The following is a 23,783-nucleotide window of genomic DNA, read 5'->3' as shown; positions in this document are numbered from 1 at the left end:
CCGACCATGCGCATTCTCAGGGGTCTTGGTGGGGATCGAGAGCGAAAAGCTCGTCTACGACTATCTGAGCCGTGTCGGGGACCTGGCTCAGCAGCAGGGTCTGCCGTCCGGTGAACGGATGCGGCTGGTCTCCGGGCTGCGGGCCGACATCGACCACCGGCGGTCGACGGGCGGTACGGACAGCGCGGCCGGGGTGAAGCGGATTCTGGCCAAGCTGGGCACGCCCGCCGAGGTGGTCGCTGCGGCGGGCGGCCGGGCGTCCGCCGGGGACGGCACCCCGGGCGGGGACGGTGGCCCCAGTGTGCCGAGCGGCTCCGGCGGAGGTACGCGTACGTCGGGCGCGGCGCGCGCGGCCCGCGACAAGCTGGCCGGGCTCGCCGAACGCACCGGACTCAGCAACAAGGTGCCCTCGCCGCGCGAGCCGAACGGACCGAACGGACCGAACGGTACGGGGGGCGATGACACCCCCGTCTCCCTCGCCAAGCACATGCCCGTGGCCCCCGAGGCGCCCGAAGCGCCCGAGGCCCCCCGCCGTCGGTCCGGGCCCCATCTGGCGGGTCAGGACGAGTTGGGCCCGCGCGAGTCCAACCCCGACTGGTGGCACGTGGAGCCGGGCCCGTTCGCCCAGCCCGAGCATCCGGACGGCCAGTTCGGCTTCGTCGAGGGCTTCGTCGGCGGCATCGAGCTGCCGGAACTGCTCGGCAACGGGAAGACCGTCGAGCAGGAGCAGCAGGAAGAGCGGGAGAAGCGGGAGGCCGAGAAGCGGGCGGCGGAGGAGGCGGCCGAGGCCGAGGCCGCCGAGGCTGCCGAGGCGGAGGTCGCAGGGAAGAAGACGCGTCGGCGCGGCCTGGTGCGCCGCGCCCTGCTCGGGCCCGGAAAGTCCGCCGCCGCGGAGGGCGGCACCGGCAAGGCGGGCGCCCGGGCCGGTTGGGCGGCGGGGCTCAGCCCGGTGCTGCTGCTCTCGATCGTGCTGCTCGTCGCGGGCGCGGTGATGGGCAACATCGTCGTGCTCGCCTTCGGCTGGGTGCTCACGTACGCCACCGGCAAGCTGTCCCGCGCCGAGGCGAAGTGGGCGGTGCTGGGCATGCCCGGCCTGGTGGCGGCCGGGGCGATGGTCTGGCTGTGGGGCCGGACCAACGGCAAGTGGGGCGACCCGATCCCGGAGAACGGGATGAAGGACGTGCTCACCGAGACCTGGCCGGTGGTCGTGCGCGGCGCGGCCGTCGCCACGGTGCTCTTCCTGGTGTGGCGGGCCCGCCGCCGGGGCTGAACCCCCGGCCCACCCCCTAGCTGTGTTGTCCGGAGAGGTTGGTGATGCGGCTGGCTGGGGTGTGGCCGCTGATTCCGGTGTGGGGTCGGTGGAAGTTGTACCAGTCCAGCCAGTCGGGAAACGCGGCCTGGCGTTCGGCTTCTGATGTGTAGGGCCGCTGGTAGGCCCATTCGTCGAGCAGGGTGCGGTGGAAGCGTTCGACCTTCCCGTTCGTCTGCGGTCGCCAGGGGCGGGTCCAGCGGGGGCTGATGCCCAGGTCACGGCAGGTCTGCCGCCAGGTGTTCTTGCTGTAGGCCCAGGCGTTGTCGGTCAGCACCCGTTCGACGGTCACGTCCTGGACCGCGAACCAGGCGGCGGCGGGGGCCAGGAAGGCCGCGCAGGTGGGGGCCTTCTCGTCGGGCAGGTTCTCGGTGTAGGCCAGGCGGGAGTGGTCATCCAGCGCGGTGTGCAGGAAGGCATAGCCGGTCCCGTTCTTGTTCTTGCGGGCGGCTGCCCGGCCCAGGGTTTTGTGGCCGCCGCCGTCGGGGATGCGGCCGAGTTTCTTGACGTCGATGTGGACCAGTTCGCCGGGGCGGGAGCGTTCGTAGCGGCGGAGGGGTTCGCCGGTGGCCCGGTCGCAGACGGTCAGCGGTGGCAGGCCGTGGCGTTGGAGGATGCGGTGAGCGGTGGAGGCGGCGACGCCGGCACGGGCGGCCAGCCGCAGCGGGCCGATCCGGTGTTCACGGCGCATCCGCAGCACCCGCTCCTCCACACCGGCGGGTGTCCGGCGGGGTGAGTGATGGGGGCGGCTGGAGCGGTCGTGCAGGCCCGCTGCCCCGTGACGGCGGTAGCGTCCGGCCCAGCGGGCTGCGGTGGTGTGGCTGACCTGGAACCGTTCGGCGGCCTGGCGCAGCGGCCAGCCGTCCTCGACGACACAGCGGGCCAGACGCAGCCTGCCGGTCGGAGTCAGCGGGGCGTTACGGTGGATCAACGAGGGCCTCCTGTGTGCCGGTGGTAGATGTCGCAATCCACACCGAAACCAGAAGGCCCTCGCCTCGTTCAAGCACCACTCACGGCGCGTCGCCCGTCACCAACGTCCCCGGACAGCACACCTAGCCGCGTTCCGCCGTCACCGACGCGTCGTCCGCCGACGCTTCGTCCGCAGCCGAGTCGTCCGCCGTACGTTCCGGCTCCGCCTGCCACGGCGCGCCCGGGACGACGAGGGGGCTGCCCGTCACCGGGTCCGGTACGACGACCGACTCCAGCCCGAAGACCTCGTGCACCAGCTCCGCCGTGACCACCTCCGACGGGCGCCCGCGCGCGACGATGCGTCCCGCCTTCATCGCGATCAGGTGGTCCGCGTACCGCGCCGCCTGGTTGAGGTCGTGCAGGACGGCCACCACCGTGCGGCCGCGCTCGTGGTTGAGCTGGCGGACCAGGTCCAGCACCTCGACCTGGTGGGAGATGTCCAGGTAGGTCGTCGGCTCGTCCAGCAGCAGGAGGCCGGTCTCCTGCGCGAGGGCCATCGCGATCCAGACGCGCTGCCGCTGGCCGCCGGACAGCTCGTCCACCAGCCGGTCGGCGAGCGCCGTCACGTCCGTACGCTCCATCGCGTCGCCGACCGCGCGTTCGTCCTCGTCGGACCACTGCTGCCACCAGTGCTGATGCGGCTGGCGGCCGCGGGAGACGAGGTCGGCGACGGTGATCGCGTCGGGCGCCACCGGGGTCTGCGGGAGGAGCCCCACGGACTGGGCGATCTTCTTGGTGGGGATGCGGGCGAGGTCCGTGCCGTCGAGGAGGACGGCGCCGCCGCGCGGCTTGAGGAGGCGGCCGAGGGCGCGCAGCAGGGTGGACTTGCCGCAGGCGTTGGGGCCGACGATGACCGTGACCTCGCCGTCGGGTATCACCAGGTCGAGGCCGTCCACGACGGTCCGGTCCTCGTAGGCGAGGGTCAGTGCGCGGGCGGCGAGCCTGCCGGGCTCGGCCTCAGCCTCGGACGTGGACGTGGACGTGGACGTGGACCTGGACGCGGGTGCGGTCATGCCGTGGTGCCTCCGTTGCGGCTGCTGCGGCCGCGTCCCCCGGACGTCAGCAGCAGGTAGATCAGATACGGGGCGCCGACCGCGGCGGTCAGCACCCCCACCGGCAGTTCGGTCGGCGCGAACGCCTTGCGCGCCAGCAGATCGGCGGCGACGACGATGAACGCGCCGGTCAGCGCCGAGCAGAGGAGCGGGATCTGCGCGGTACGGGTCATGCGGCGGGCGATCTGCGGGGCGAGCAGCGCCACGAAGTCGACCGGGCCCGCCGCGCCCGTCGCCATCGCGGCGAGGACGATGCCGAGGGTGGCGAGCCCGAGCCGTACCCGCCCGAGCCGTATGCCCAGCGCGGTCGCCGTGTCGTCGTCCATCGAGACGGTGCGCTGCGCCCGCGCCGCCCACAGCACGGCGGGCAGCAGGAACAGCAGCGCCCAGCCGAGCGGGGTGGCCTCGTCCCAGCCGCGCCCGTTGAGGGAACCGGTCATCCACACCTTGGCCTGCTGGGCGACGAGGTAGTCGCCCTTGGTGAGGAAGAGCTGGGTGATGGAGCGGAGCGCGACGGCGAACCCGATGCCGATGAGGACGAAGCGGGTGGCCTGGAGCCCGCCGCGCCAGGCGAAGACGTAGACGAGGGCGGCGGCGGCCAGGCCGCCCGCGACGGAGAGGTACGGCAGCACGCCGGAGGCCGTCACGCCGTACGTCATCGCCCCGACGGTGACCGCGCTCGCGCCCTGGGTGACACCGATGATGTCCGGGCTGGCGAGCGGGTTGCGGGCCACGGTCTGGATGAGCGCGCCCGCGATGCCGAAGGCGGCGCCGACCAGCAGGCCGAGGGTCATGCGGGGGAGGCGGAGGGTGCCGACGACGAGGTCGTTCGGGGTGGGCTGCCCGATGCCGTACTGGGTGTGCAGGAGGGCCTTCACGGCGTCGCCGGGGGCGATGAGGCTCTCGCCGAGGCAGAGGTACGCGACGCACACGGCCGCCGTGGCGGCGGCCAGCGCGAGGGCGACGACGGCCGCGCGGCGGTGCAGCAGGAACGAGGCGCGGCGGCCGGTGCGGAGGAGGCCGTAGCCGACGGGACGGGCGGTCGGCCCGGCGGGGCGGGCGGCCTGCCGCGGCACGGCGGCGGTGCTGGCGGTGGTGCCGGTGCCGGTGGTGCCGTCGGTGGTGCCGGCAGTCGTGCCGTCGGCGGTGCTGCCGGTCGTGCTCTCGGTCGGGCTCATGCCGTCACCGTCCTGCGTCGCACCAGCGTGACCAGGAACGGGACGCCGATCAGGGCCGTCATCACACCCGCCGGGACCTCGCTCGGCGGGAAGACGAGGCGGCCCACCACGTCCGATATCAGCAGCATCACCGGGCCGATCAGGGCGGCCATCGGCAGGACCCAGCGGTGGTCCGTGCCCACCACCGCCCGCGCGAGGTGCGGGACCGCGAGGCCGACGAAGGCGATCGGGCCCGCGGCGGCGACGCCGACGCCCGTGAGGACCGTCGCGCCGAGGCCCGCGAGGACGCGGACGACCGCGATGTTCTGGCCGAGCCCCTTGGCGACGTCCTCGCCGAGCGCCAGCGCGTCCAGGCCGCGGGCGGCCGCGGCCACCAGCACCGTGCCCACCAGCAGGAACGGCCAGATCTGGCCGACGATCTCGGCGTCGCGCCCCGCGAGGGAGCCGATCTGCCAGAACCGGAACTCGTCCAGCGCCGCGGCCTTCGTCGTCAGCACGCCCGAGGTGACGGACACCAGCAGGGCGTTGACGGCGGCCCCGGCGAGCGCGAGCTTGACCGGGCTCGCGCCGCCCCGCCCGCCGGAGGCGATGGCGTGGACGGCGACCGCGGCAAGGCCCGCGCCCGCGAAGGCGAACCACACGTACCCGGTGAGCGTGTGCACCCCGGCGAACGCGATCGCGAGCACGACCCCCACCGAGGCGCCCTGGCTGACGCCGAGCACGCCGGGGTCGGCGATCGGGTTGCGGGTGACGCCCTGCATCACGGTGCCCGCCATGGCGAGCGCCGCGCCGACCATCAGGCCGACGACCGTACGCGGCAGCCGCAGCGACCGCACGATGTCGGCGGCATCGCTCGTACCCCCGTGCAGCAGCGCGTCCAGGACCTGGCTCGGCGCGATCTGGCGGCTGCCGAGGGCGAGGCTGAGCAGCACCGCGAAGAGGAGGGCGACGACGGCCGCGGCCGTCCAGCCGACGCGGCGCCGGACCAGTGCGGCTCTGGGACTTCGGCTGCTGGCCCGGTCGGCAGACATCGCTTCCGTTCGCTCGTTCGGTTCTCGCGCGTGAGATCGGCGCAGGTAAGGCGACGCTTAGTGTATGCAAGGGCCAGGCACAATGACGGGCATGGCTGTACCGAGCACTTCCACCCTGACCGTCGGCTTCGACCTCGACATGACCCTCATCGACTCGCGCCCCGGCATCAAGGCCGCCTACGAGGAGCTGTCCGTCCGGACCGGAACGCCCATCGACGCCGAACTCGCCATCACCCGGCTCGGCCCGCCGCTGGAGCAGGAGCTGGCGCACTGGTTCCCGGACGAGCGGATCCAGGAGATGGGCGACCTGTACCGGGCGCTGTACCCGGAGTTCGCGATCGCCCCGACCCTCGCCATGCGCGGCGCCCGGGAGGCGATAACGGCGGTCCAGCGGGCCGGCGGGCGCGCCATCGTCGTCACGGCGAAGCACGAGCCGAACGCCGAGCTGCACCTGAGCCACCTGGGCATCGAGGCGGACGCGGTCATCGGCTGGCTGTGGGCGGAGGCCAAGGCGGAGGCGCTGCGCGAGTACGGGGCGTCGGTGTACGTCGGGGACCACACCGGTGACGTACGGGGCGCGCGGACGGCGGAGGCGCTGTCGGTGGCGGTCGCCACCGGGCCGTGCGCCGCGGAGGAACTGCGCGAGGCGGGGGCGGACGTCGTGCTCGACGACCTGACCGCGTTCCCGGCGTGGCTGGAGGGCCACACCGCGGCGTAACCCACTGCGCGCGCTACGACGATGCGCGCGCGACGGCGCTGCGTGCGCTACGGCGCCGCGTGCGCGACGACGCGCGCGATTACGGCTTGTGGTGCGCGACGCGGGCGGCCTCGCGCCGCTGCGCCGCGATCGACCGCAGCATCCCGGCGGCCGCGAGGGCGAAGCCGACGCCCATCAGCATGCAGACGAAGTACGCCACCGACGGCAGCGGATCGGCGCCCAGGAACAGGGGCGCGACGGTCGCGAGGGTGGCGACCGCGCCGACGGCGAAGACGATCACGCCGATGCGGACGAGCCGGTCACCGGGAGCCTCATCACTGGTTCCGCTGTGCGGGGTTTCGTTGCTCACCGCTCCAGGGTAGATCGGTGCCAGAGCGCGCATACCAACCACCCGGAACCACCCGGGTACGTCTTGTCACCAGGCTCGGGACCATTAGCCTTGGTGGTGGCGGGTCTTACGACCCGCTGTAGTGCTATCCAGAGCTTTTTCCGTGTTTTCCGACGAGCGACGAGGACGAGGACAGACGTGCCTACCGGCAAGGTCAAGTGGTTCAACAGTGAGAAGGGTTTTGGCTTTCTCTCCCGCGATGACGGCGGTGACGTCTTCGTGCACTCGTCGGTGCTCCCGGAAGGCGTGGATTCGCTGAAGCCGGGGCAGCGCGTTGAATTCGGTGTCGTCGCGGGAAACCGCGGTGACCAGGCGCTTTCGGTGACGCTTCTCGATCCGGCACCGTCCGTGGCGGCCGCGCAGCGGCGCAAGCCGGACGAGCTGGCGTCGATCGTTCAGGATCTGACCACTCTGCTGGAGAACGTGACGCAGCAGTTGGAGCGCGGCCGTTATCCCGACAAGGCGCACGGCCACAAGATCGCGGGGATGCTGCGGGCGGTGGCCGACCAGCTCGATGTTTGATGCGTAAGCCGCGTCGATAGCCGATAAGCGAACGTAAAAGCGAACGGAATTAGGCGAATTCCAGTGCGTCCGGGCCGAGGGGCGGTACGAGCCCCTCGGCCGCCGCGCGTGTGAGCAGTCCGCGCACCGCCGCGTAGCCGTCCTCGCCCAGGTCCGCGGTGAACTCGTTCACGTACAGCCCGATGTGCTGGTCCGCGACCCGCGGGTCCATCTCCTGGGCGTGCTCCAGGACGTACGGACGCGACGCCCCCGGGTCGTCCCAGGCCATGCGGACCGACGTACGGATGGCGTCGGTCAGTTCGCGCAGCCGCTCCGCGCCCAGCGAGCGCTTGGCGATGATCGCGCCGAGCGGGATGGGCAGCCCGGTGGTCAGCTCCCAGTGCTCGCCCATGTCGGCGAGGCAGTGCAGGCCGTAATTCTGATAGGTGAACCGGGCCTCGTGGATGACGAGTCCGGCGTCGACCAGGCCGTCCCGTACCGCGGGCATGATCTCGTGGAACGGCAGCACCCGGATCTCCCCGACCCCGCCCGGCACCTCGGCGGCGGCCCACAGCCGGAAGAGCAGATACGCGGTCGACCGCTCGCTCGGCACGGCGACCGTCTTGCCCGCGAGGTCCTTCGCCGCGCCCGGTTCCCTGGTGAGCACCAGCGGGCCGCAGCCGCGCCCGAGCGCCCCGCCGCACGGGAGCAGCGCGTAGTCGTCCAGCACCCAGGGCAGGACGGCGTACGACACCTTCAGCACGTCGGACTCGCCGCGCTCGGCCATCCCGTTGGTGATGTCGATGTCGGCGAACGTGACGTCCAGCGCGGGCGCGCCCGGGATCCGGCCGTGCGCCCAGGCGTCGAAGACGAAGGTGTCGTTCGGGCAGGGCGAGTAGGCGATCGTGAGCGGCTGTGCGGTCACTGCTGGCTTCCTTCCAGGTCCAGGGCCGGGTCCGGGTCCGGGTTCGGGTCCGCCGGGTCCGGGTTCGGGTCCGCCGGGTCCGGGTCCGGGGCCAGATCCGGGGCGGCGGTCGCGAGGGCGGGTGCGGCCCGCGTGAACGCCTCCGCCAGGGCGTCGAGTGCCTCGCCGATGCGCCAGGCCGCCCGGTCGCGCGGACCGACCGCGTTGGAGACGGCCCGCACCTCCAGCATGGGCACGGACTGGGCGGCGGCCGCCTCGGCCACCCCGAAGCCCTCCATCGCCTCGGCGACGGCGCCCGGATGGCGCCGCAGCAGCGCGGCGGCCCGCTCGGCGCTGCCGGTCACGGTCGACACGGTGAGCACGGTGCCGCGTACGGCCCCGGTTGCCGTGGTGACGGCGGTGACGAGGGCGGGCGGCGGCCGGTGTTCGACGGTTCCGAAGCCGAGGTCGGTGACGGCGGCGAAGCCGTCGGGGGTCTCGGCGCCCAGGTCGGCGGCGACGACGGCGTCGGCGACCACGACGGAGCCCAGCGGGGCGCGCGGCGCGAAGCCGCCGCCGATACCGGCCGATACGGCGAGGTCGTACGGGGCGCCCTGGACGGCGGCGACGGTCAGCGCGGTGGCGGTTCCGGCCGCCGCCGCGGCCGGCCCGACCCCTGCGGCCAGCACATCGACGGTGAGCGGCGGCCCGTCGGGACCGCCCGCCCGCAGCCGGTGCAGCACGCCGCCGGGCACGGCGACTTCGGCGGCGTCGGCCGTGCCGCATCCGCGTACGACGGCGTCCCGTTCCGCGGGTACGGCGGTGACGATCAGTACGCGCATCAGCGCCTCCCGGCTGTCGTGCCGCGGACCGAGTGCACGGGGCGACGTGACGTCAGCTGTCCCGTTCCAGCTTGAAGCGCCAGATGCCCTTCACGCCCTGGGTGCCGTCGCCGAGCTGGGCGACGGTGACGGTGACGCTCTTGGACATGGTGGTCTGCCCGGTCTGCGGGTTCTGCTGCGCGAAGAGCGTGTCGCTGTCGAAGCTGCGGTACGTCTCCTTGCTCGGCTCGGCCATGATCGGGTTGTTGGCGATCAGACCCCAGGTGGATTCGGCGATCTCCGGGTCCACCCCGATCCGCACCTTGTCCCCGGCGCCCACCTTGATGGTGTCGGCGGGCTTGGCGGACAGGCACTTCTTGAACGTGCCCGAGCCGAGGTTCTTCCCGTCGCCGAAGCAGCCCTTGCTCGCCTCCGCCGTCACGGTGCTCGAACCGACCGTCACCGTCGCGAGCGGAGTCGGCTTGTCGCAGGCGGAGAGGGCGATGAGCCCGAGGGCAACGGCGCAGGCGGCGGTGGTGGCCCGGCGGCCCTTGCCCCTGGAAAACAGCGCAGCGGTCATGCGGGCAGGCTATCGGGCCCTCCCCGCCGCCCGGCGCCGGGGTGGCGGATCGACGGCGTCCGACGCGTCACGCCACCCGGGGCGTCACACCACCCAGGGCGTCACGCCACCCGGGACGTCACGCCACCCGGGGGCGCGCCGTGGTGTGCCGAGCCGCGGACAGCAGCCCCCGGACGCTCAGGGCCACGCCCAGAGCGATCATCGTCGCGGCGGCCGCCATGCCCACCACCCCGCTCAGGGGCAGCGAGATGCCCACCGCGCCGCCGACCACCCACGCGATCTGGAGCGTGGTCTCGGAGCGGGAGAACGCCGACGTACGGACCTCCTCGGGGACGTCCCGCTGGATCAGCGCGTCCAGCGACAGCTTGCCCAGCGCCAGCGAGATGCCCGCGGTGGCGGCCACCGCGGCGACCGTCACCGCGCTGTACAGCACCGCTGAGAAGATGATCACGCCGAGGGCCGAGGTCAGCACCACCGCGATGATCCGCTCCGGGCCGCGCGCCCGCAGCCAGGCGCCGATCGCCGTGCCCAGCGCGTTGCCGCCGCCCGCCGCGACCACGACCAGGCCGAGCGAGAACTCGGGGGACAGCCCGCCCACCGGATGCTCGCGGAGCAGGAAGGCCAGGTAGAGGGTGAGGAAGCCGGACAGCGACTTGAGCGAGGCGCAGGCCTGGAGGGCGTGCAGGACGGACGGTCCGACCGTCCGCAGCCCGGGCTTCCGGCCGTCGCCCATACCCGAGCCCCCACCCAACCCCCCGGCGAACCAGCGGCCGAACCGCCCGCCGCCCGGGTCCGGGTTCGGGGCGGCGGGCGGGGGCGGGGTCGGCTTGGGGTCGGCGACCGTCACCACTTCGGGCGCCGTCGTGGGCACGGTCGTCGGCCCCGCCGCGCGGTGCCAGGGCGCGCGGTGGACGGGGGGTCGGTGCCCGGCCGTGCGGTGACCGAAGTGGTGCTCGCCCGACGTCAGCCGCGCCTTGGCCTCGCCCTTCGCCGAATCCACCTTGTGCGGCAGGGTGAAGGACAGGAACGCCCCGCCCATGAAGACCACGAACGCCCCGTACAGCGGCCAGCCCGGCCCCAGCTGATGCAGCCCGGCGCCCAGCGGGGCCGCCGCCCCGGTCGCCAGCAGCCCGGCCAGGGTCACCCGGGAGTTGGCCTTGACCAGCGAGAAGCGGGGCGGCAGCAGCCGCGGTACGACGGCCGATCTGACGACCCCGTACGCCTTGGACGCCACCAGCACGCCCAGCGCCGCCGGATACAGTTCGAGGTCGCCGTACGCCACCGCGCCCGCCATGGTCAGCGCGAGCAGCGCGCGGGTCAGCATCGCGCCCGCCATCGCCGCGCGGCGGCCGTGCGGGATGCGGTCCAGCAGCGGGCCGACCACGGGCGCGAGTACGGCGAACGGGGCCAGGGTGATCGCCAGGTAGAGGGCGACCCGGCCGCGCGCCTCGTCCGTCGGCACCGAGAAGAAGACCGTCGAGGCGAGCGCGACCGTGATCAGCATGTCACCGGCCGAGTTGACCGCGTGCAGCTCGATCAGCTTCCCGAGCCCGGACTCGCCCGCCCCGTGGGCGTGGGTGGCCCGCCGGATGCCGCGGCCGGTCGCGGTGAACGGCAAATGGAGTGCGCGGCCGAGCAGGCGGCCCGATCGTCTGACCGGGCCGTCCTCGTGGAACCGCATGCCTGCCACCCGACCATGGTGCCGCCAAGCTGCCCGCAACGTGAGACCTACGACGGCTTTCCGGTCATGACGTCTAGTTCTCTCACCCGCACAACCCCCTTCTGGCCAGCGAAAACGACCATCCGGCGGGTGCCTCCACGAACGCCGGACACGAGACGGGGGTGGGGGCGGCGCGGCCGGACAAGGTAGCGTGCGTCACGCGCCATCCACGGTCGTTCCTGGCCATGCGCCGAGTCGCCATCCCGCAGAATGGGACGTACAAGGTGCGCCCGAGGCCGGCTCGGGTGCGGACGTCGACGCGGTCCCACGGTCCGCTCCGTCCGCAGTCCCGCCGTCCGGCCGTGCGGCTGGCGCACTCGTCAGACGGCTGAGACGGCGTGGAAGAGAGAATCGATCCTGTGAGTGCTGCGATGCGGAGCCGTACCCCCGACCGCCTGTGCGCCGAGGCGGTCGAACTCGCCCGCGAGGCGGCGGCGGAAGCGGCCCGTCCGGGGACGGTCGGCGAGCACGTGGAGGCGATCGCCGAGGGCGACCGCGTCGTCACGCATTTCTTCGAGAGCGCCGAGCCGGGCTATCGCGGCTGGCGCTGGGCGGTCACCGTCACCCGCGCCTCCCGCGCGAAGATCGTCACCCTGGCCGAGACGGTGCTGCTCCCCGGCCCCGACGCGCTGCTCGCCCCCGAATGGGTGCCGTGGAGCGAGCGGCTGCGCCCCGGCGACATGGGGCCGGGCGATCTGCTCCCCACCGAGGCCGAGGACCTGCGCCTGGAGCCCGGCTTCACGGGCGAGGACGCCCCGCCGCCCAACTCCGTCGTCTCCGAGGAGATGGAGCAGCTCGCGGCGGTGGAGGAGGCCGATGTGACGGCCGGTCCGCCGTCCGCCCAGCCGGCCGCGCCCGCCGCCGGCACCATCGCGGCCCTCGCCGAGGAGCTGGGCATGCGCCGCGCCCGGGTGCTCTCCCGCTACGGGCTGCACGTCGCCGCCGACCGCTGGGACGAGGCGTACGGCGCCAAGACCCCGATGGCGCAGGCGGCCCCCGGCACCTGCGTGACCTGCGGCTTCCTGATGCCCCTCGCGGGCTCGCTGAAGCAGGCGTTCGGTGTGTGCGCCAATGAGTTCAGCCCGGCGGACGGCCGGGTGGTCTCCCTGGCGTACGGCTGCGGCGCCCACTCCGAGGCGGCCGTCATGCCCAAGCCCCCGCGCCCGGCCGAGCCGGTGATCGACGAGACGCTCGTCGAGCCGATGCCCCTGCACCCGGACCGCACCGGTGGCTCGGTGGAGCCGGACGCCCCGGCGGAGGAACTGGGCCACTCCTGAAACTCCCGGGCGCGGAAGCGCCCCGGCCCGCCCCCGCCCCGCCCACGGCGGGCCGTACCCGGCCGCACCGGACGCGCCCGCCCCACCGGCGTACCGCCTGCCCCGCAGCGCGCCCGGGACGTGTGGCCACAGCGCGCCCGCCGCGCGCCCGGGACGCGCATCCGTCGCGGGCCCGGGGCCGCGCCCCCGGCGCCCCGCCGTCGCGGAGGAGGGCGGGACGCGTGCCCGCCCCGGATAGGGGTACGTTCGCGGTCTAGCAATGTGGAATGTGGCGGCACACCCACAGGACCCGGAGGCGATACGTGAGCAGCACGGCGATGGTGCGAGGCGCGACCGAGGACGCGGATCCCTTCGGGACCGCGCGGCTGCGGCGCGGCGTGCTGGACGCCTGGGCCGCGTCGCCCGCCCGCTTCCGCGAGGACGCCAACGCGGAGGAGGACCTGGCGCTCGGCGGCCACCGCGACCGGCTGGTCGTGGAGCTGGCCCAGAACGCGGCCGACGCCGCCGCCCGCCTCGGCGTGCCCGGGCGGCTGCGGCTGACGCTGCGCCCGGCGACCAACGGCGAACCGGCCGTGCTGGTCGCCGCCAACACCGGCGCCCCGCTGGACGCCGCCGGGGCCGAGTCGCTGTCCACGCTGCGCGCGTCGGCCAAGCGGGACGAGGACCCCGGGCGGGCCGTGGGCCGGTTCGGCGTGGGCTTCGCGGCGGTGCTCGCGGTGAGCGACGAGCCCGCGGTGGTGGGCCGTTCGGGCGGGGTGCGCTGGTCGCTGGCGGAGGCCCGCGAACTGGCCCACAAGGCGGCGCTGCGCAGCCCCGGCCTCGCCGACGAGCTGCGCCGCCGCGACGGTCACGTACCGCTGCTGCGGCTGCCGCTGCCCGCGGAGGGCACCGCGCCGGAGGGGTACGACACGGTCGTGGTGCTGCCGCTGCGCGACGGCGCCGCGCTGGACGTGGCGGAGCGGCTGCTCTCGGCGGTCGACGACGCGCTGCTGCTGACCCTGCCGGGGCTGGCCGAGGTCGTGGTCGAGACGGCCGAGGGGACGCGGACGCTGCGGCGCGGCGAGGAGGGCCCGTACGCGGTCATCGAGGACGTGCGCGGCGAGGACGGGGGCGACAAGGAGCGCCGTACGACCCGCTGGCGCACCGAGCGGGCGAGCGGCCACCTGGACCCGGAACTGCTCGCCGACCGCCCGGTGGAGGAGCGGCTGCGCCCGGTGTGGTCGGTGACCTGGGCGGTGCCGGTGGACGCCGAGGGCGCGCCGGTGCGGCCCGCGACGGCGCCGGTCGTGCACGCGCCGACCCCGACCGACGAGCCGCTCGGGCTGCCCGCGCTGCTGATCGCCTCGTTCCCGCTGGAGCCCACCCGCCGCCACACCGCGCCCGGCCCGCTCACCGCCTTCCTGGTGGAGCGCGCGGCCGAGGCGTACGCGACGCTGCTGCGCGACTGGCACCCGGTGGGGACGGGCACGATCGGCCTGGTCCCGGGCCCGCTGGGCAAGGGCGAGCTGGACGGGGAACTGCGGGCGCGGGTGCTGGAGCGGCTGCCGCGGGTGCCGTTCCTGCCGAGCGCGGCCGTGCCGGACAACCTGGAGCCGGAGGCGTCGGCGGACGCGGGGCTCGGCTGGGACGACGCGATCCTCGCGCGCGGCACCTTCGAGGGTGAGCCGTACGCGCTGCGCCCCCGTGACGCGGAGATCGTGGAGGGCGCGGGCGCGGAGACCGTGGAGGTGCTGGCCGAGCTGTTCCCGACGCTGCTGCCCGCCGGTCTGGAGCGGCGGCAGGAGCTGCGGGCGCTGGACGTGGCCCGGCTGCCGCTGGGCGAGGTCATCGACCGGCTGGCGGGCGTCGAGCGCGCCCCGGCCTGGTGGCGGCGGCTGTACGACGCGCTGGCCGGTACCGACCCGGACCGGCTGAGCGGGCTGCCGGTGCCGCTGGCGGACGGCCGGACGACGATCGGGCCCCGGCAGGTGCTGCTGCCGCTGCCGGGAGACGTGGATGGAGGGGATGGAGGGGACGGCGGGACCGGAACCGAAAAGAGCGAGGGTTCGGCGGGTGAGACCCACCGCACCCTGGCCCGCCTCGGCCTGAAGGTCGCGCATCCGGAGGCCGCGCATCCGCTGCTGGAGAAGCTGGGCGCGACCCCCGCCACCCCGCGCGCCGTGCTGAGGACCCCCCAGGTGCGGGCCGCCGTCGCGCATTCGCTGGAGGCGGAGGACGACTACGACCCGTTCGCGGAGGAGGGCGGGGCGCCCGGCGCCGCGCTGGACCCGGACACCCTGGCCGACACCGTGCTCGGCCTCGTCCAGCAGGCCCGGCTGGCGCCCGGCGACGAGCCGTGGCTCGCCGCGCTCGCGCTGCCGGACGAGGACGGTGAGCTGGCGCCCGCCGGTGAGCTGGTCTTCCCCGGCGGCGCCTTCGAACAGGTGATGCGGGAGGGCGAGCTGGCCGCGTGCGACGCGGACCTCGCCGAGCGCTGGGGCGAGGAGCCGCTGTCCGCGGTCGGCGTGCTGGCCGGTTTCACCCTGGTCCGGGCCACCGACGTGGTGCTGGACCCGGACGAACTGGAGCCGCGCGAGGGCGACTTCGCCGAGCCGGACGACGTCGGCGTGCTGGACGCCGTGGACGTGTGGTGCGAGGACGCCCTGGACCGGCTGCCGGAGACCCCGGTGCCGCCGGTGGCCACCGAGATCGTCGCCGTGCGCGACCTGGACCTCGTGGACGACGACGCCTGGCCGCGCGCCCTGGCCATGCTCGCCCAGCCGCCGCTGCGCGACGCCCTGACCGAACGGGTCCGGGTGCTGCTGCCGGACGGCACGACGGAGTCGGTGCGCTCGTACACCGCCTGGTGGCTGCGCGGCCACCCGGTGCTGGACGGCCGCCGCCCCGCCGGGCTGCGCGCGGCCGGGGGCGATCCGCTGCTGGCCGGGCTGTACGAGGCGGTGGACGCGGCCGGGTTCGAGGACGAGCAGGTGCTGCGGGCGCTCGGCGTACGGACGTCCGTGCCGGCGCTGCTGGACGAGCCGGGCGGTGCGGCCGAGCTGCTGGCGCGGCTGGCCGACCCGGACCGCCCGGTGACCTCGGCCCAGCTGCACGCGATCTACGGCCTGCTGGCCGACCTCGACCCCGAGCAGGTGACCCTGCCGGACGAGCTGCGCGCCGTGGTGGACGGCGAGCCGCGGGTGGTCGACGCGGACGGGGTGCTGGTCGCCGACGCGCCCGATCTGATGCCGCTGGCCGAGGCGGACGGCCGCGCCCTGCTGCCGGTGCGCCCGGCGCGGGCGGCGGAGCTGGCGGAGCTGTTCCAGGTGCGGCGGCTGAGCGAGGCGTACCCGGCGCCGGTGACCTCGCAGGGCGAGCCGCACGAGGTCCCGGCGGCGGTCCGCGAACTGCTGCCGGACGCGCCGCTGTCGTACGTCGAGCACGAGGAGCTGCTGATCGAGGGCGGCACCGAGCTGGACTGGCGATACGTGCAGGGACCCGACGGCCCCGGCGGCACCCTGCACGCCTCGACGGTGGAGGGCGTGGCCGCGGGCCTGTCCTGGGCCGCGGGCCACTGGTCCCGCCGCTTCGAGGTGGCGGCCCTCCTGGAGGACCTCACCCGCACCGAGGAGCTGGCCCGGGCCCGCTGGTTCGATTAACTCCTGGGACAACCAGGCCCGCACCGAGGAGCTGGCCCGGGCCCGCTGGTTCGACTGAACGAGCGCTACGGCTTCCGGGCCACGCCCGCGAAGATCCACAGGTCCAGGGCCTCCGCCGCGGCCCTGGCCCGGTCGCTCTCGGGGCGCCAGCGGTGCGGCATCACCACGCCGGGTTCGACCAGCTCCAGGCCGTCGAAGAACGGCAGGACCTCCTCGTGGGTGCGGCCCTGTACGTGGATGCCGCTGGCCCGGTAGAGCCGGGTGACCGCGTCGGAGATCTCGCTGCGGGGGTCGAGCCCGCCGTGGGAGAGGACCAGATAGCTGCCGGGGGCCAGGGGCTCGACCAGCTGCCGCACGATGTCGTACGGCTTCTGTTCGTTCGCGATGAAGTGCATCACCGCGTTGAGCGACAGCGCGACCGGTTGGCTCAGGTCGAGGGTGGCGTGCAGCTCCTCGGAGGCCAGGATGGTCTGCGGGGCGGTGATGTCGGCGTGCATGTAGGCGGTGCGGCCCTCGGCGGTGGAGAGCAGCAGGGCCTGGGCGTAGGCCAGCACGATGGGGTCGTTGTCCACGTAGAGGACCCGGGCGTCCGGGGCGGCCTTCTGGGCTATCTGGTGCAGGTTGGGTTCGGTGGGGATGCCGGTGCCGATGTCGAGGAACTGCCGGATTCCCGCCTCGGCGGCGAGCCAGTGGGTCGCCCGGTGCATGAATGACCGGTTGGCGCGGGTCCACGGTTTGACGTCGGGCCAGACGGCCTCGACCTGCCGGGCGGCCTCGGTGTCGGCGGCGTAGTGGGTCTTGCCGCCCAGGAAGTAGTCGTACATGCGCGCCGAGTGCGGCTTGCTGGTGTCGATTTCGGCGGAGCGAAAACGGTGACCGGTCATACCGCGCATGTTACTGAGCGGTTGGCCGCGAGAGGTGACGTTCCCTCAAGAATGAGGTTCCGTGGAGCTCCGATGATGTTGTGAAAAGCCGGTGAAATTCGTACAGTTGCGCCACACTCGGCTCCAGGTTCGCGTCTTCGTCCATCTCGGCGCAGGTCAACGCGGTGGAGCCTTCTTCATCTTGTGGGGGATGCACATGCGCAAGCGCATGACCTATGCCGTGCTCGCCACCGCGACCGCGGCGGCTCTCGGGGGGCTCGCCGCGCCGGCGGCGCAGGCGGCCGGTTCCGGCGACACGAAGATCACCAAGGTGGCGGTGAGCGGCACCAACGTCGTCCTCGGCACCTCGGGCGCCAAGACCTTCACCGTCTCGGTGACGGCGCAGGACGACTCGGGCATCAAGGGCGCCGACCTGTACCTGGAGGGCCCGTCGTACGGGTACGCGACCCCGACCGGCGCCGTGAAGTGCGCCGCGGCGGCCGGTGACCCGACCACCTCGACCTGCAAGGCGACCTTCATCCTGGACCCGCAGGTCGACTTCATCGACAACAGCGTCGCGGGCCGGTGGTACGCCAACGTGTGGATCGACGCCAACGACGGCGACTACCTGAGCGCCGACAAGGCCGGGTCGTTCGCGGTGCAGCGGGCCTCGAAGCTGACCGTCAACGCCGCGCCGGAGCCGGTCAAGAAGGGCAAGACCATCACGGTCACCGGCGCCCTGACCCGCGCCAACTGGGAGACCAGCAAGTTCGCGGGCTACACCGTCCAGCCGGTGAAGCTCGAGTTCCGGAAGGCGAACAGCTCCACCTACAGCGTCGTCAAGACGGTGAAGTCGGGCAGCGGCGGTGCGCTCAAGACGACCGTCAAGGCCGCTCAGGACGGCTGGTTCCGCTGGAACTTCGCGGGCACCAGCACGACCCCGCCGGTCAGGGCGGGCGGCGACTACGTGGATGTGAAGTAGCACACGGTACGAAAACGCGGGGCGTGGTTCAGTCGGCGTCGCTCTCCGAGGAGCGCCGGATGGCCGCGTCCCGCGCCCGTACGTACCAGATGCCCAGCAATCCGAGCCCGCTGCCGGTCAGGCAGGTCCACAGCCACCACAGATGGCCGTGGTCGGCGTACCACCCGTAGAACGGGAGCTGGGCGAGGAAGAGGACGAACCACACGATCGTGCCGCCGATGATGGTGGCGACGACATTGCCCTCCAGGGGTGCAGGCGCTTCGTGCCGGGGTGTCCACTTCGTCATGGGGCCAGCTTACGGGGGTGCTGGTGGGGGCCTTCGAGGGCGCGGTGCGGTGGGGGCGTGACGGGGGGACGGGCGGGGGAATGGACGGGGGACGCAGTTTGGCGATCCGCGATTTATATATTCATACTGAACCGTTCTGGGTCTGGGTGGAATGTCCTGTGCGATCCTCCGAGAGGCCCGCTTCCCGAAGTTCACCACCCCTGGGGTTCGTCCATGTCTCCCTCGGCCAGCGAGCCGGTCGATGCCGCACAGCAGGCGCCGACACCGCCCATGAACCGTCTGCCGTTCGTCGACAGGTTCTTCAAGATCAGCGAACGCGGCTCCTCCCCGTCCCGGGAGCTCCGCGGTGGTCTGGCGACGTTCTTCGCGATGGCGTACATCATCGTGCTGAACCCGATCATCCTCGGATCGGGTCAGGACATGTACGGTCACCATCTGGACAACGGCCAGCTGGTCACCGCGACCGCCCTGATGGCGGGCCTGTCCACGGTGCTCATGGGCGTGATCGGCAACGTCCCGATCGCCCTCGCCGCGGGCCTCGGCATCAACGCGGTCGTCTCGCTCCAGCTCGCCCCCAAGATGAGCTGGCCGGACGCGATGGGCATGGTGGTCCTCGCCGGTCTGGTGCTGATGATCCTCGTCGCCTCCGGGCTGCGGCAGCGCGTGATGGACGCGATCCCCGGCGGGCTGCGGCGGGCGATCGCGATCGGCATCGGCCTGTTCATCGCCCTGATCGGCCTGGTCGACTCCGGCTTCGTCACCCGTAACCCGGACGCGGCGCACACCACCGTTCCGCTGGGTCTCGGCATCGAGGGCAAGCTCCAGGGCTGGCCGGTGCTGATCTTCGTGGTCGGCCTCGCGCTCACCTTCGTCCTGGTCGTCCGCAAGACCCGGGGCGCGATCCTCATCGGCATCGTGGTCATGACGCTGGCCGCGATCGCGATCAACGCCGTCACCTCCACCCCGGACGCGAGCTGGGGCCTGACCGTGCCCAACGTGCCGGACACCCTGGTGGCGACCCCGGACTTCGGGCTCGTGGGCCAGGTCAGCCTGTTCGGCGGGTTCGAGAAGGTCGGCGTCCTGACCGGCTGCCTCTTCGTCTTCACCGTCCTGCTGTCCGGCTTCTTCGACGCGATGGGGACGATCATCGGCGTCGGCGAGGAGGCCGGACTGACGGACGAGCGCGGCCAGCTGCCCGGCATGGGCCGGATCCTGATGGTGGACGGCGTCGCGGTCGCGGGCGGCGGCTTCGGCTCGGCGTCCGCGAACACCTGCTTCGTGGAGTCCACGGCGGGCGTCGGGGAGGGCGCGCGCACCGGTCTGGCCAACGTGGTGACCGGCGGGCTCTTCCTGCTCGCGCTGGTCTTCACCCCGCTCGCGAAGGTCGTCCCGTCGCAGGCCGCGACCCCGGCGCTGGTGGTCGTCGGCTTCATGATCATGGCGGCGAACGTCAAGGAGATCGACTGGAGCGACTCCACGATCGCGGTGCCCGCCTTCCTGACCATGATCGCGATGCCGTTCACGTACAGCATCACCAACGGCATCGGCCTCGGTGTGCTGTCGTACCTGCTGCTGCGCGTCGCGACCCGGCGGGTCCGGGACATCCCGTGGCTGCTGGCCGTCGTGGGGCTGTGCTTCCTGGTCTACTTCCTGCTGCACCCGATCGAGCAGGCGCTCGGCGTCGTGTGATCCGGTATGTCCCCGGCCGCTCACCCATCACTCGCATGGGTGAGCGGCGGAGGGCACCCGTATCGGGGTTTTCATTAGACGAGGTAATGAGTTATGCTAAAGACCATGCCGGATCCGTCCCGCCTTCCGTCGCCCGCGGCGGAAGCGCCCCTCGATGACGCGGCCGCTGTGAGCGCTCTGCGGTCGGGAGTGATGCGTCTGTCGCGACGGCTGAAGCATCAGCGCGTCGACGAGTCGCTGAGCCCCACGGAGATGTCGGTGCTGGGCACCCTCGCCGGGTGCGGCTCCGCCACCCCCGGCGAGCTGGCGCGCAAGGAGCACGTCCAGCCGCCGTCGATGACGCGCATCGTGGCGCTGCTGGAGGCCAAGGGACTGGTCAGGCTGGAGCCGCACCAGGAGGACCGGCGGCAGAAGGTCGTGTCGCCGACCGAGCGGGCCGAGGTCATGCTCGAAGAGAGCCGGCGCAAGCGCAACGCCTGGCTGAGCGACATGGTCGGGCAGCTGTCCGAGGACGAGTGGGAGACGCTGCGCGCCGCCGCGCCCGTCCTGGAGAAGCTCGCGCGCATGTAGTCGAAGACCGAGCAGCCAGGAGGCGAACGAACTTGAGTACGGGACCCGGAGCAGATTCCGCACCCGCACCGAACACCGACTCCCCTTCCGCCGGGCCCACCGCGGCCACCGCCAAGGGCGGAATGTTCCGTTCACTCAGGGTCCGCAACTACCGGCTCTTCGCGACCGGTGCCGTGATCTCCAACACCGGCACCTGGATGTCGCGCATCGCCCAGGACTGGCTGGTCCTCAGCCTCACCGGCTCCTCCACCGCGGTCGGCATCACCACCGCGCTCCAGTTCCTGCCCATGCTGCTCTTCGGCCTGTACGGCGGCGTGATCGCCGACCGGTACCCCCGGCGGAAGCTGCTGCTGTTCACGCAGACCGCGCTCGGCCTGTGCGGTCTGGCCCTGGCCACCCTCACCCTGAGCGGACACGTCCAGGTCTGGCACGTCTACCTGATCGCGTTCCTGCTCGGCATGGTCACCGTCGTCGACAACCCGACCCGCCAGGTCTTCGTCAACGAGATGGTCGGCCCCCGCGACCTGCGCAACGCGGTCAGCCTCAATTCGGCGAACTTCCAGTCCGCCCGGCTGATAGGCCCCGCGGTCGCCGGTGTCCTGATCACCGCCGTCGGCAGCGGCTGGGCCTTCCTCATCAACGGCCTCTCCTTCGGCGCCCCGCTCGTCGGCCTGCTGCTGATGCGCCCCAGTGAGCTGAACCCGGTCAAGCGCGCGCCGCGCGGCAAGGGCCAGCTGCGCGAGGGCCTGGCCTACGTCGGCAGCCGCCCCGATCTGCTGTGGCCGATCGTCCTCGTCGGCTTCATCGGCACCTTCGGCTTCAACTTCCCGATCTGGCTCAGCGCCTTCGCCGACGATGTCTTCCACGCCGGTCCCGGTACGTACGGCCTGCTCAACACCCTGATCGCGGCCGGTTCGGTCACCGGCGCCCTGCTCGCCGCCCGCCGTGTCACCACCCGACGGCGGCTGCTGGTCGGTGCGGCGCTGATGTTCGGCGTGCTGGAGGTGGCCGCCGCGGTGACCCCGTTCTTCTGGCTCTTCGCCGCGCTGATGGTGCCGGTCGGGATCTTCAGCCTGACGTTCAACGTCACGGCCAACTCCAGCGTCCAGCTCGCCACCGACCCCGAGATGCGCGGCCGGGTGATGAGCCTGTTCATGATGGTCTTCGTCGGCGGCACGCCCATCGGCGGCCCGCTGATCGGCTGGGTCACCGACACCTGGGGCGCCCGGGTCGGCTTCGCCTTCGGCGGGCTGATCTCCGCCGCCGCCGCGGTCGGGGTGGGCCTGATGCTGGCCCGCGCGGGCGGCCTGCGGCTCAAGGTGGCCTGGCGCCGCGGCCATCCGCACGTGGCCTTCGTCCCGAGGGTGCAGACGGAGGAACGGCTCGCTCCGGCGGCGTGACAGCGATGAGAGCGTGACAGCGATGAGAGCCGGACACCGATGAGAACGGGACACCGATGAGACTCTTCGCCGCCGTCCTGCCTCCCGAACCGGCCCTGACCGAGCTGGGGGCGTACGTCGACGCACTGCACCGGCTCCCCGGCGCGGACACCCTCCGCTGGACCGAGCGCCCCGGCTGGCACCTCACCCTCGCCTTCTACGGCGAGGTCACCGACGACGTACGCCCCGAGCTGGACACCCGGCTGGCCCGCGCCGCCCATCGCCACCACCCGCACGAGGTGCGGCTGGCGGGCGGCGGCCGGTTCTCCGACCGTGCCCTCTGGACGGGCGTGGAGGGCGACCACACCGCCCTGCGGCGGCTGGCCGACTCCGTCGACGCGGGGGCCCGCCGCGCCGGGATCGCCATGGACGAGCACCGCCCGTACCACCCCCACCTCACCGTCGCGCGCAACCGCTCCGCGACCCGCCTCGCGCCCTTCGCCGAGGGGCTCACCGGCTTCGCGGGCCGCGACTGGACCGTGCGGGAACTGAGCCTGGTCCGCAGCCATCCCCCGGCCCCCGGGGTGCCCGGCGCGCAGCCGCGGTACGAGGTGGTGGCGGCCTGGCCGCTGGGCGGCTGAGGGGCCCGGCTAACCTCGGAGTGTGAACCCGAAGACCAGAAACATGATCATGAGTGGTGCCCTGGTGATGATCCTCGTCGTGGTGGCCGTCGCGGCCGCCTTCGGAGGATGAGCCGCCGGGGCGGCCCGAGCAGGCAGGGGGTGTGACCGCACACGGTCACACCCCCTCCGTCATGCCGAAACCGCCAGTCCTGCCAGGACGGGCAGGGCTACCAGGCGAACGCCTCCGGCGTCGGCCCCGGGCCCGGGAAGATCTCGTCCAGCGCGCCCAGCACCTCGTCGCTCAGCGTCAGCTCGGACGCCCGCACCGCCGAGGCCAGCTGCTCGGCCGTGCGCGGACCCACGATGGGCCCGGTGACCCCGGGCCGGGTCAGCAGCCAGGCCAGGGCCACCTCGCCGGGCTCAAGACCGTGCTTGTCGAGCAGGTCCTCGTACGCCTGGATCTGCTCGCGCACCGCCGTGTTCTTCAGCGCGTCGGCCGCGCGGCCGGAGGTGGTACGGGCGCCGCCGCCCTCCCGCTCCTTGCGGATCGCGCCGCCGAGCAGCCCGCCGTGCAGCGGGGACCAGGGGATGATGCCGAGGCCGTACTCCTGCGCGGCCGGGATGACGTCCATCTCGGCGCGCCGCTCGGCCAGGTTGTACAGGCACTGCTCGCTGACCAGGCCGTACGCATTCCGGCGCCGGGCCGTCTCGTTGGCCTGGGCGATGTGCCAGCCCGCGTGGTTGGAGGACCCGACGTAGAGGATCTTGCCCTGCTGGACGAGGACGTCGATGGCCTGCCAGATCTCGTCCCACGGGGTCGCGCGGTCGACGTGGTGGAACTGGTAGAGGTCGATGTAGTCGGTGCCCAGCCGCTTCAGGCTCGCGTCCACGGCCCGGCGGATGTTGAGCGCCGAGAGCTTGTCGGTGTTGGGCCAGGGCCGCTCACCGTCGGCGGCCATGTTGCCGTACACCTTGGTGGCGATGACGGTCTTCTCGCGCCGTCCGCCGCCCTTGCCGAACCAGCTTCCGACGATCTCCTCGGTGCGGCCCTTGTTCTCGCCCCAGCCGTAGACATTGGCGGTGTCGAAGAAGTTGATGCCCGCGTCGAGCGCGGCATCCATGATCGAGTGACTGTCGGCCTCATCCGTCTGCGGGCCGAAGTTCATGGTGCCGAGGACCAGCCGGCTGACCTTGAGGCCCGTGCGTCCGAGCTGCGTGTACTCCATGGGACCCAGCCAATCCCTTGGAGTGCGCTCTAATCAAGGGCCGTCCCGGCCTGTGGGCCTTCCGGCCCGTGGGTCTCGG

At 73.0% G+C, this 23,783-nt stretch carries 22 protein-coding genes; 10 read left to right on the top strand and 12 right to left on the bottom strand.

Translation table 11 applies throughout. The annotated features are described in order from the left end of the window. Positions 1-28: 28 nt before the first annotated feature. Complete coding sequence (locus HYQ63_RS19530; protein ID WP_179935119.1) at positions 29-1,270, top strand: hypothetical protein; 1,242 nt, start codon at positions 29-31, stop codon at positions 1,268-1,270. A 16-nt stretch (positions 1,271-1,286) separates the two neighbouring features. Here the strand turns inward: HYQ63_RS19530 and HYQ63_RS19525 are convergent, their stop codons facing one another. From HYQ63_RS19525 to HYQ63_RS19510, 4 genes are all read right to left on the bottom strand, one after another. After that, positions 1,287-2,240: an IS481 family transposase gene (locus HYQ63_RS19525; RefSeq protein ID WP_179935118.1), complete on the bottom strand. Its 954-nt coding sequence runs from the start codon at positions 2,238-2,240 to the stop codon at positions 1,287-1,289. A 121-nt stretch (positions 2,241-2,361) separates the two neighbouring features. Then, entirely contained in the window at positions 2,362-3,291 is a 930-nt protein-coding gene (locus HYQ63_RS19520; protein WP_257231954.1) for an ABC transporter ATP-binding protein, read from the bottom strand. Then, on the bottom strand, positions 3,288-4,508 hold the full coding sequence (locus HYQ63_RS19515; protein ID WP_179935117.1) for an iron chelate uptake ABC transporter family permease subunit: 1,221 nt from the start codon (positions 4,506-4,508) through the stop codon (positions 3,288-3,290). Before HYQ63_RS19515 ends, HYQ63_RS19520 begins: the two co-directional genes overlap by 4 nt. Continuing rightward, a complete protein-coding gene (locus HYQ63_RS19510; protein ID WP_179935116.1) occupies positions 4,505-5,539 on the bottom strand; it encodes an iron ABC transporter permease in 1,035 nt (344 codons plus the stop codon). The genes HYQ63_RS19515 and HYQ63_RS19510 overlap by 4 nt, the downstream gene beginning before the upstream one ends. A gap of 82 nt (positions 5,540-5,621) precedes the next feature. On the opposite strand from HYQ63_RS19510, the gene HYQ63_RS19505 reads away from it, so the two are divergent. After that, entirely contained in the window at positions 5,622-6,257 is a 636-nt protein-coding gene (locus HYQ63_RS19505; RefSeq protein WP_373689121.1) for an HAD family hydrolase, read from the top strand. 79 nt (positions 6,258-6,336) lie between these two features. On the opposite strand, the gene HYQ63_RS19500 is transcribed toward HYQ63_RS19505, so the two are convergent. Then, on the bottom strand, positions 6,337-6,606 hold the full coding sequence (locus HYQ63_RS19500) for a hypothetical protein (protein WP_179935114.1): 270 nt from the start codon (positions 6,604-6,606) through the stop codon (positions 6,337-6,339). 177 nt (positions 6,607-6,783) lie between these two features. Between HYQ63_RS19500 and HYQ63_RS45650 the strand changes: the two genes are divergently transcribed. Then, on the top strand, positions 6,784-7,167 hold the full coding sequence (locus HYQ63_RS45650) for a cold-shock protein (RefSeq protein WP_179935113.1): 384 nt from the start codon (positions 6,784-6,786) through the stop codon (positions 7,165-7,167). A 49-nt stretch (positions 7,168-7,216) separates the two neighbouring features. Here HYQ63_RS45650 and HYQ63_RS19490 read toward each other — a convergent pair whose 3' ends face one another. The 4 genes from HYQ63_RS19490 to HYQ63_RS19475 all read right to left on the bottom strand — a co-directional run bounded on the left by HYQ63_RS19490 (position 7,217) and on the right by HYQ63_RS19475 (position 11,132). Beyond that, the gene (locus HYQ63_RS19490) at positions 7,217-8,071 is read right to left on the bottom strand and encodes a 1,4-dihydroxy-6-naphthoate synthase (protein WP_179935112.1); all 855 of its coding nucleotides are present in this window, start codon (positions 8,069-8,071) and stop codon (positions 7,217-7,219) included. After that, positions 8,068-8,892, bottom strand: coding sequence for a futalosine hydrolase (locus tag HYQ63_RS19485; protein ID WP_179935111.1), 825 nt, complete (start codon positions 8,890-8,892; stop codon positions 8,068-8,070). Before HYQ63_RS19485 ends, HYQ63_RS19490 begins: the two co-directional genes overlap by 4 nt. 52 nt (positions 8,893-8,944) lie before the next feature. After that, entirely contained in the window at positions 8,945-9,451 is a 507-nt protein-coding gene (locus HYQ63_RS19480) for a hypothetical protein (RefSeq protein ID WP_179935110.1), read from the bottom strand. Between the two features lie 118 nt (positions 9,452-9,569). Next, a complete protein-coding gene (locus HYQ63_RS19475; protein WP_179940303.1) occupies positions 9,570-11,132 on the bottom strand; it encodes an MFS transporter in 1,563 nt (520 codons plus the stop codon). Positions 11,133-11,542: 410 nt separating this feature from the next. On the opposite strand from HYQ63_RS19475, the gene HYQ63_RS19470 reads away from it, so the two are divergent. Beyond that, the gene (locus HYQ63_RS19470) at positions 11,543-12,448 is read left to right on the top strand and encodes a DUF3027 domain-containing protein (protein ID WP_179940302.1); all 906 of its coding nucleotides are present in this window, start codon (positions 11,543-11,545) and stop codon (positions 12,446-12,448) included. A gap of 317 nt (positions 12,449-12,765) precedes the next feature. Then, positions 12,766-16,086 (top strand): sacsin N-terminal ATP-binding-like domain-containing protein, encoded by a 3,321-nt coding sequence (locus tag HYQ63_RS19465; protein WP_179940300.1) that lies wholly within the window; start codon positions 12,766-12,768, stop codon positions 16,084-16,086. Positions 16,087-16,151: 65 nt separating this feature from the next. Here HYQ63_RS19465 and HYQ63_RS19460 read toward each other — a convergent pair whose 3' ends face one another. After that, a complete protein-coding gene (locus tag HYQ63_RS19460) occupies positions 16,152-16,970 on the bottom strand; it encodes an SAM-dependent methyltransferase (RefSeq protein ID WP_179935109.1) in 819 nt (272 codons plus the stop codon). Between the two features lie 196 nt (positions 16,971-17,166). On the opposite strand from HYQ63_RS19460, the gene HYQ63_RS19455 reads away from it, so the two are divergent. Further along, positions 17,167-17,931: a calcium-binding protein gene (locus tag HYQ63_RS19455; protein WP_179940298.1), complete on the top strand. Its 765-nt coding sequence runs from the start codon at positions 17,167-17,169 to the stop codon at positions 17,929-17,931. Positions 17,932-17,959: 28 nt separating this feature from the next. Here the strand turns inward: HYQ63_RS19455 and HYQ63_RS19450 are convergent, their stop codons facing one another. Continuing rightward, complete coding sequence (locus HYQ63_RS19450; protein WP_179935108.1) at positions 17,960-18,217, bottom strand: DUF2530 domain-containing protein; 258 nt, start codon at positions 18,215-18,217, stop codon at positions 17,960-17,962. A gap of 213 nt (positions 18,218-18,430) precedes the next feature. Here HYQ63_RS19450 and HYQ63_RS19445 point away from each other — a divergent pair, with 213 nt between their 5' ends. The 4 genes from HYQ63_RS19445 (at position 18,431) to thpR (ending at position 22,496) form a co-directional block, all read left to right on the top strand. After that, complete coding sequence (locus HYQ63_RS19445) at positions 18,431-19,906, top strand: NCS2 family permease (RefSeq protein ID WP_179935107.1); 1,476 nt, start codon at positions 18,431-18,433, stop codon at positions 19,904-19,906. A 105-nt stretch (positions 19,907-20,011) separates the two neighbouring features. Further along, entirely contained in the window at positions 20,012-20,476 is a 465-nt protein-coding gene (locus tag HYQ63_RS19440; protein WP_179935106.1) for a MarR family winged helix-turn-helix transcriptional regulator, read from the top strand. A gap of 32 nt (positions 20,477-20,508) precedes the next feature. Further along, positions 20,509-21,876 carry an MFS transporter gene (locus HYQ63_RS19435; protein ID WP_179935105.1) on the top strand — a complete coding sequence of 456 codons (1,368 nt, stop codon included), beginning with the start codon at positions 20,509-20,511 and terminating at the stop codon, positions 21,874-21,876. Positions 21,877-21,932: 56 nt separating this feature from the next. Beyond that, positions 21,933-22,496 (top strand): RNA 2',3'-cyclic phosphodiesterase, encoded by a 564-nt coding sequence (gene thpR, locus HYQ63_RS19430; protein WP_179935104.1) that lies wholly within the window; start codon positions 21,933-21,935, stop codon positions 22,494-22,496. Positions 22,497-22,705: 209 nt separating this feature from the next. Here thpR and HYQ63_RS19425 read toward each other — a convergent pair whose 3' ends face one another. Continuing rightward, positions 22,706-23,704 carry an aldo/keto reductase gene (locus HYQ63_RS19425; RefSeq protein ID WP_179935103.1) on the bottom strand — a complete coding sequence of 333 codons (999 nt, stop codon included), beginning with the start codon at positions 23,702-23,704 and terminating at the stop codon, positions 22,706-22,708. Positions 23,705-23,783: the final 79 nt, after the last annotated feature.

It is taken from the genome of Streptomyces sp. Rer75, assembly GCF_013414305.1.
Lineage (GTDB): Bacteria > Actinomycetota > Actinomycetes > Streptomycetales > Streptomycetaceae > Streptomyces > Streptomyces himastatinicus.
Note: the sequence above shows the minus strand (reverse complement) of the source record. Positions and strands in the feature narration are given on the sequence as shown.

Excerpts from the sequence above, each read along its gene's own strand:
- HYQ63_RS19465 (WP_179940300.1), top strand. The coding sequence starts at position 12,766 with ATGGTGCGAGGCGCGACCGAGGACGCGGATCCCTTCGGGACCGCGCGG.
- HYQ63_RS19515 (WP_179935117.1), bottom strand. The coding sequence starts at position 4,508 with ATGAGCCCGACCGAGAGCACGACCGGCAGCACCGCCGACGGCACGACT.
- HYQ63_RS19460 (WP_179935109.1), bottom strand. The coding sequence starts at position 16,970 with ATGACCGGTCACCGTTTTCGCTCCGCCGAAATCGACACCAGCAAGCCG.
- HYQ63_RS19455 (WP_179940298.1), top strand. The coding sequence starts at position 17,167 with ATGCGCAAGCGCATGACCTATGCCGTGCTCGCCACCGCGACCGCGGCG.
- HYQ63_RS19480 (WP_179935110.1), bottom strand. The coding sequence starts at position 9,451 with ATGACCGCTGCGCTGTTTTCCAGGGGCAAGGGCCGCCGGGCCACCACC.
- HYQ63_RS19475 (WP_179940303.1), bottom strand. The coding sequence starts at position 11,132 with ATGCGGTTCCACGAGGACGGCCCGGTCAGACGATCGGGCCGCCTGCTC.
- HYQ63_RS19510 (WP_179935116.1), bottom strand. The coding sequence starts at position 5,539 with ATGTCTGCCGACCGGGCCAGCAGCCGAAGTCCCAGAGCCGCACTGGTC.
- HYQ63_RS19425 (WP_179935103.1), bottom strand. The coding sequence starts at position 23,704 with ATGGAGTACACGCAGCTCGGACGCACGGGCCTCAAGGTCAGCCGGCTG.
- HYQ63_RS19450 (WP_179935108.1), bottom strand. The coding sequence starts at position 18,217 with ATGACGAAGTGGACACCCCGGCACGAAGCGCCTGCACCCCTGGAGGGC.
- thpR (WP_179935104.1), top strand. The coding sequence starts at position 21,933 with ATGAGACTCTTCGCCGCCGTCCTGCCTCCCGAACCGGCCCTGACCGAG.
- HYQ63_RS19520 (WP_257231954.1), bottom strand. The coding sequence starts at position 3,291 with ATGACCGCACCCGCGTCCAGGTCCACGTCCACGTCCACGTCCACGTCC.
- HYQ63_RS19440 (WP_179935106.1), top strand. The coding sequence starts at position 20,012 with ATGCCGGATCCGTCCCGCCTTCCGTCGCCCGCGGCGGAAGCGCCCCTC.
- HYQ63_RS19485 (WP_179935111.1), bottom strand. The coding sequence starts at position 8,892 with ATGCGCGTACTGATCGTCACCGCCGTACCCGCGGAACGGGACGCCGTC.
- HYQ63_RS19505 (WP_373689121.1), top strand. The coding sequence starts at position 5,622 with ATGACGGGCATGGCTGTACCGAGCACTTCCACCCTGACCGTCGGCTTC.
- HYQ63_RS19470 (WP_179940302.1), top strand. The coding sequence starts at position 11,543 with ATGCGGAGCCGTACCCCCGACCGCCTGTGCGCCGAGGCGGTCGAACTC.
- HYQ63_RS19445 (WP_179935107.1), top strand. The coding sequence starts at position 18,431 with ATGTCTCCCTCGGCCAGCGAGCCGGTCGATGCCGCACAGCAGGCGCCG.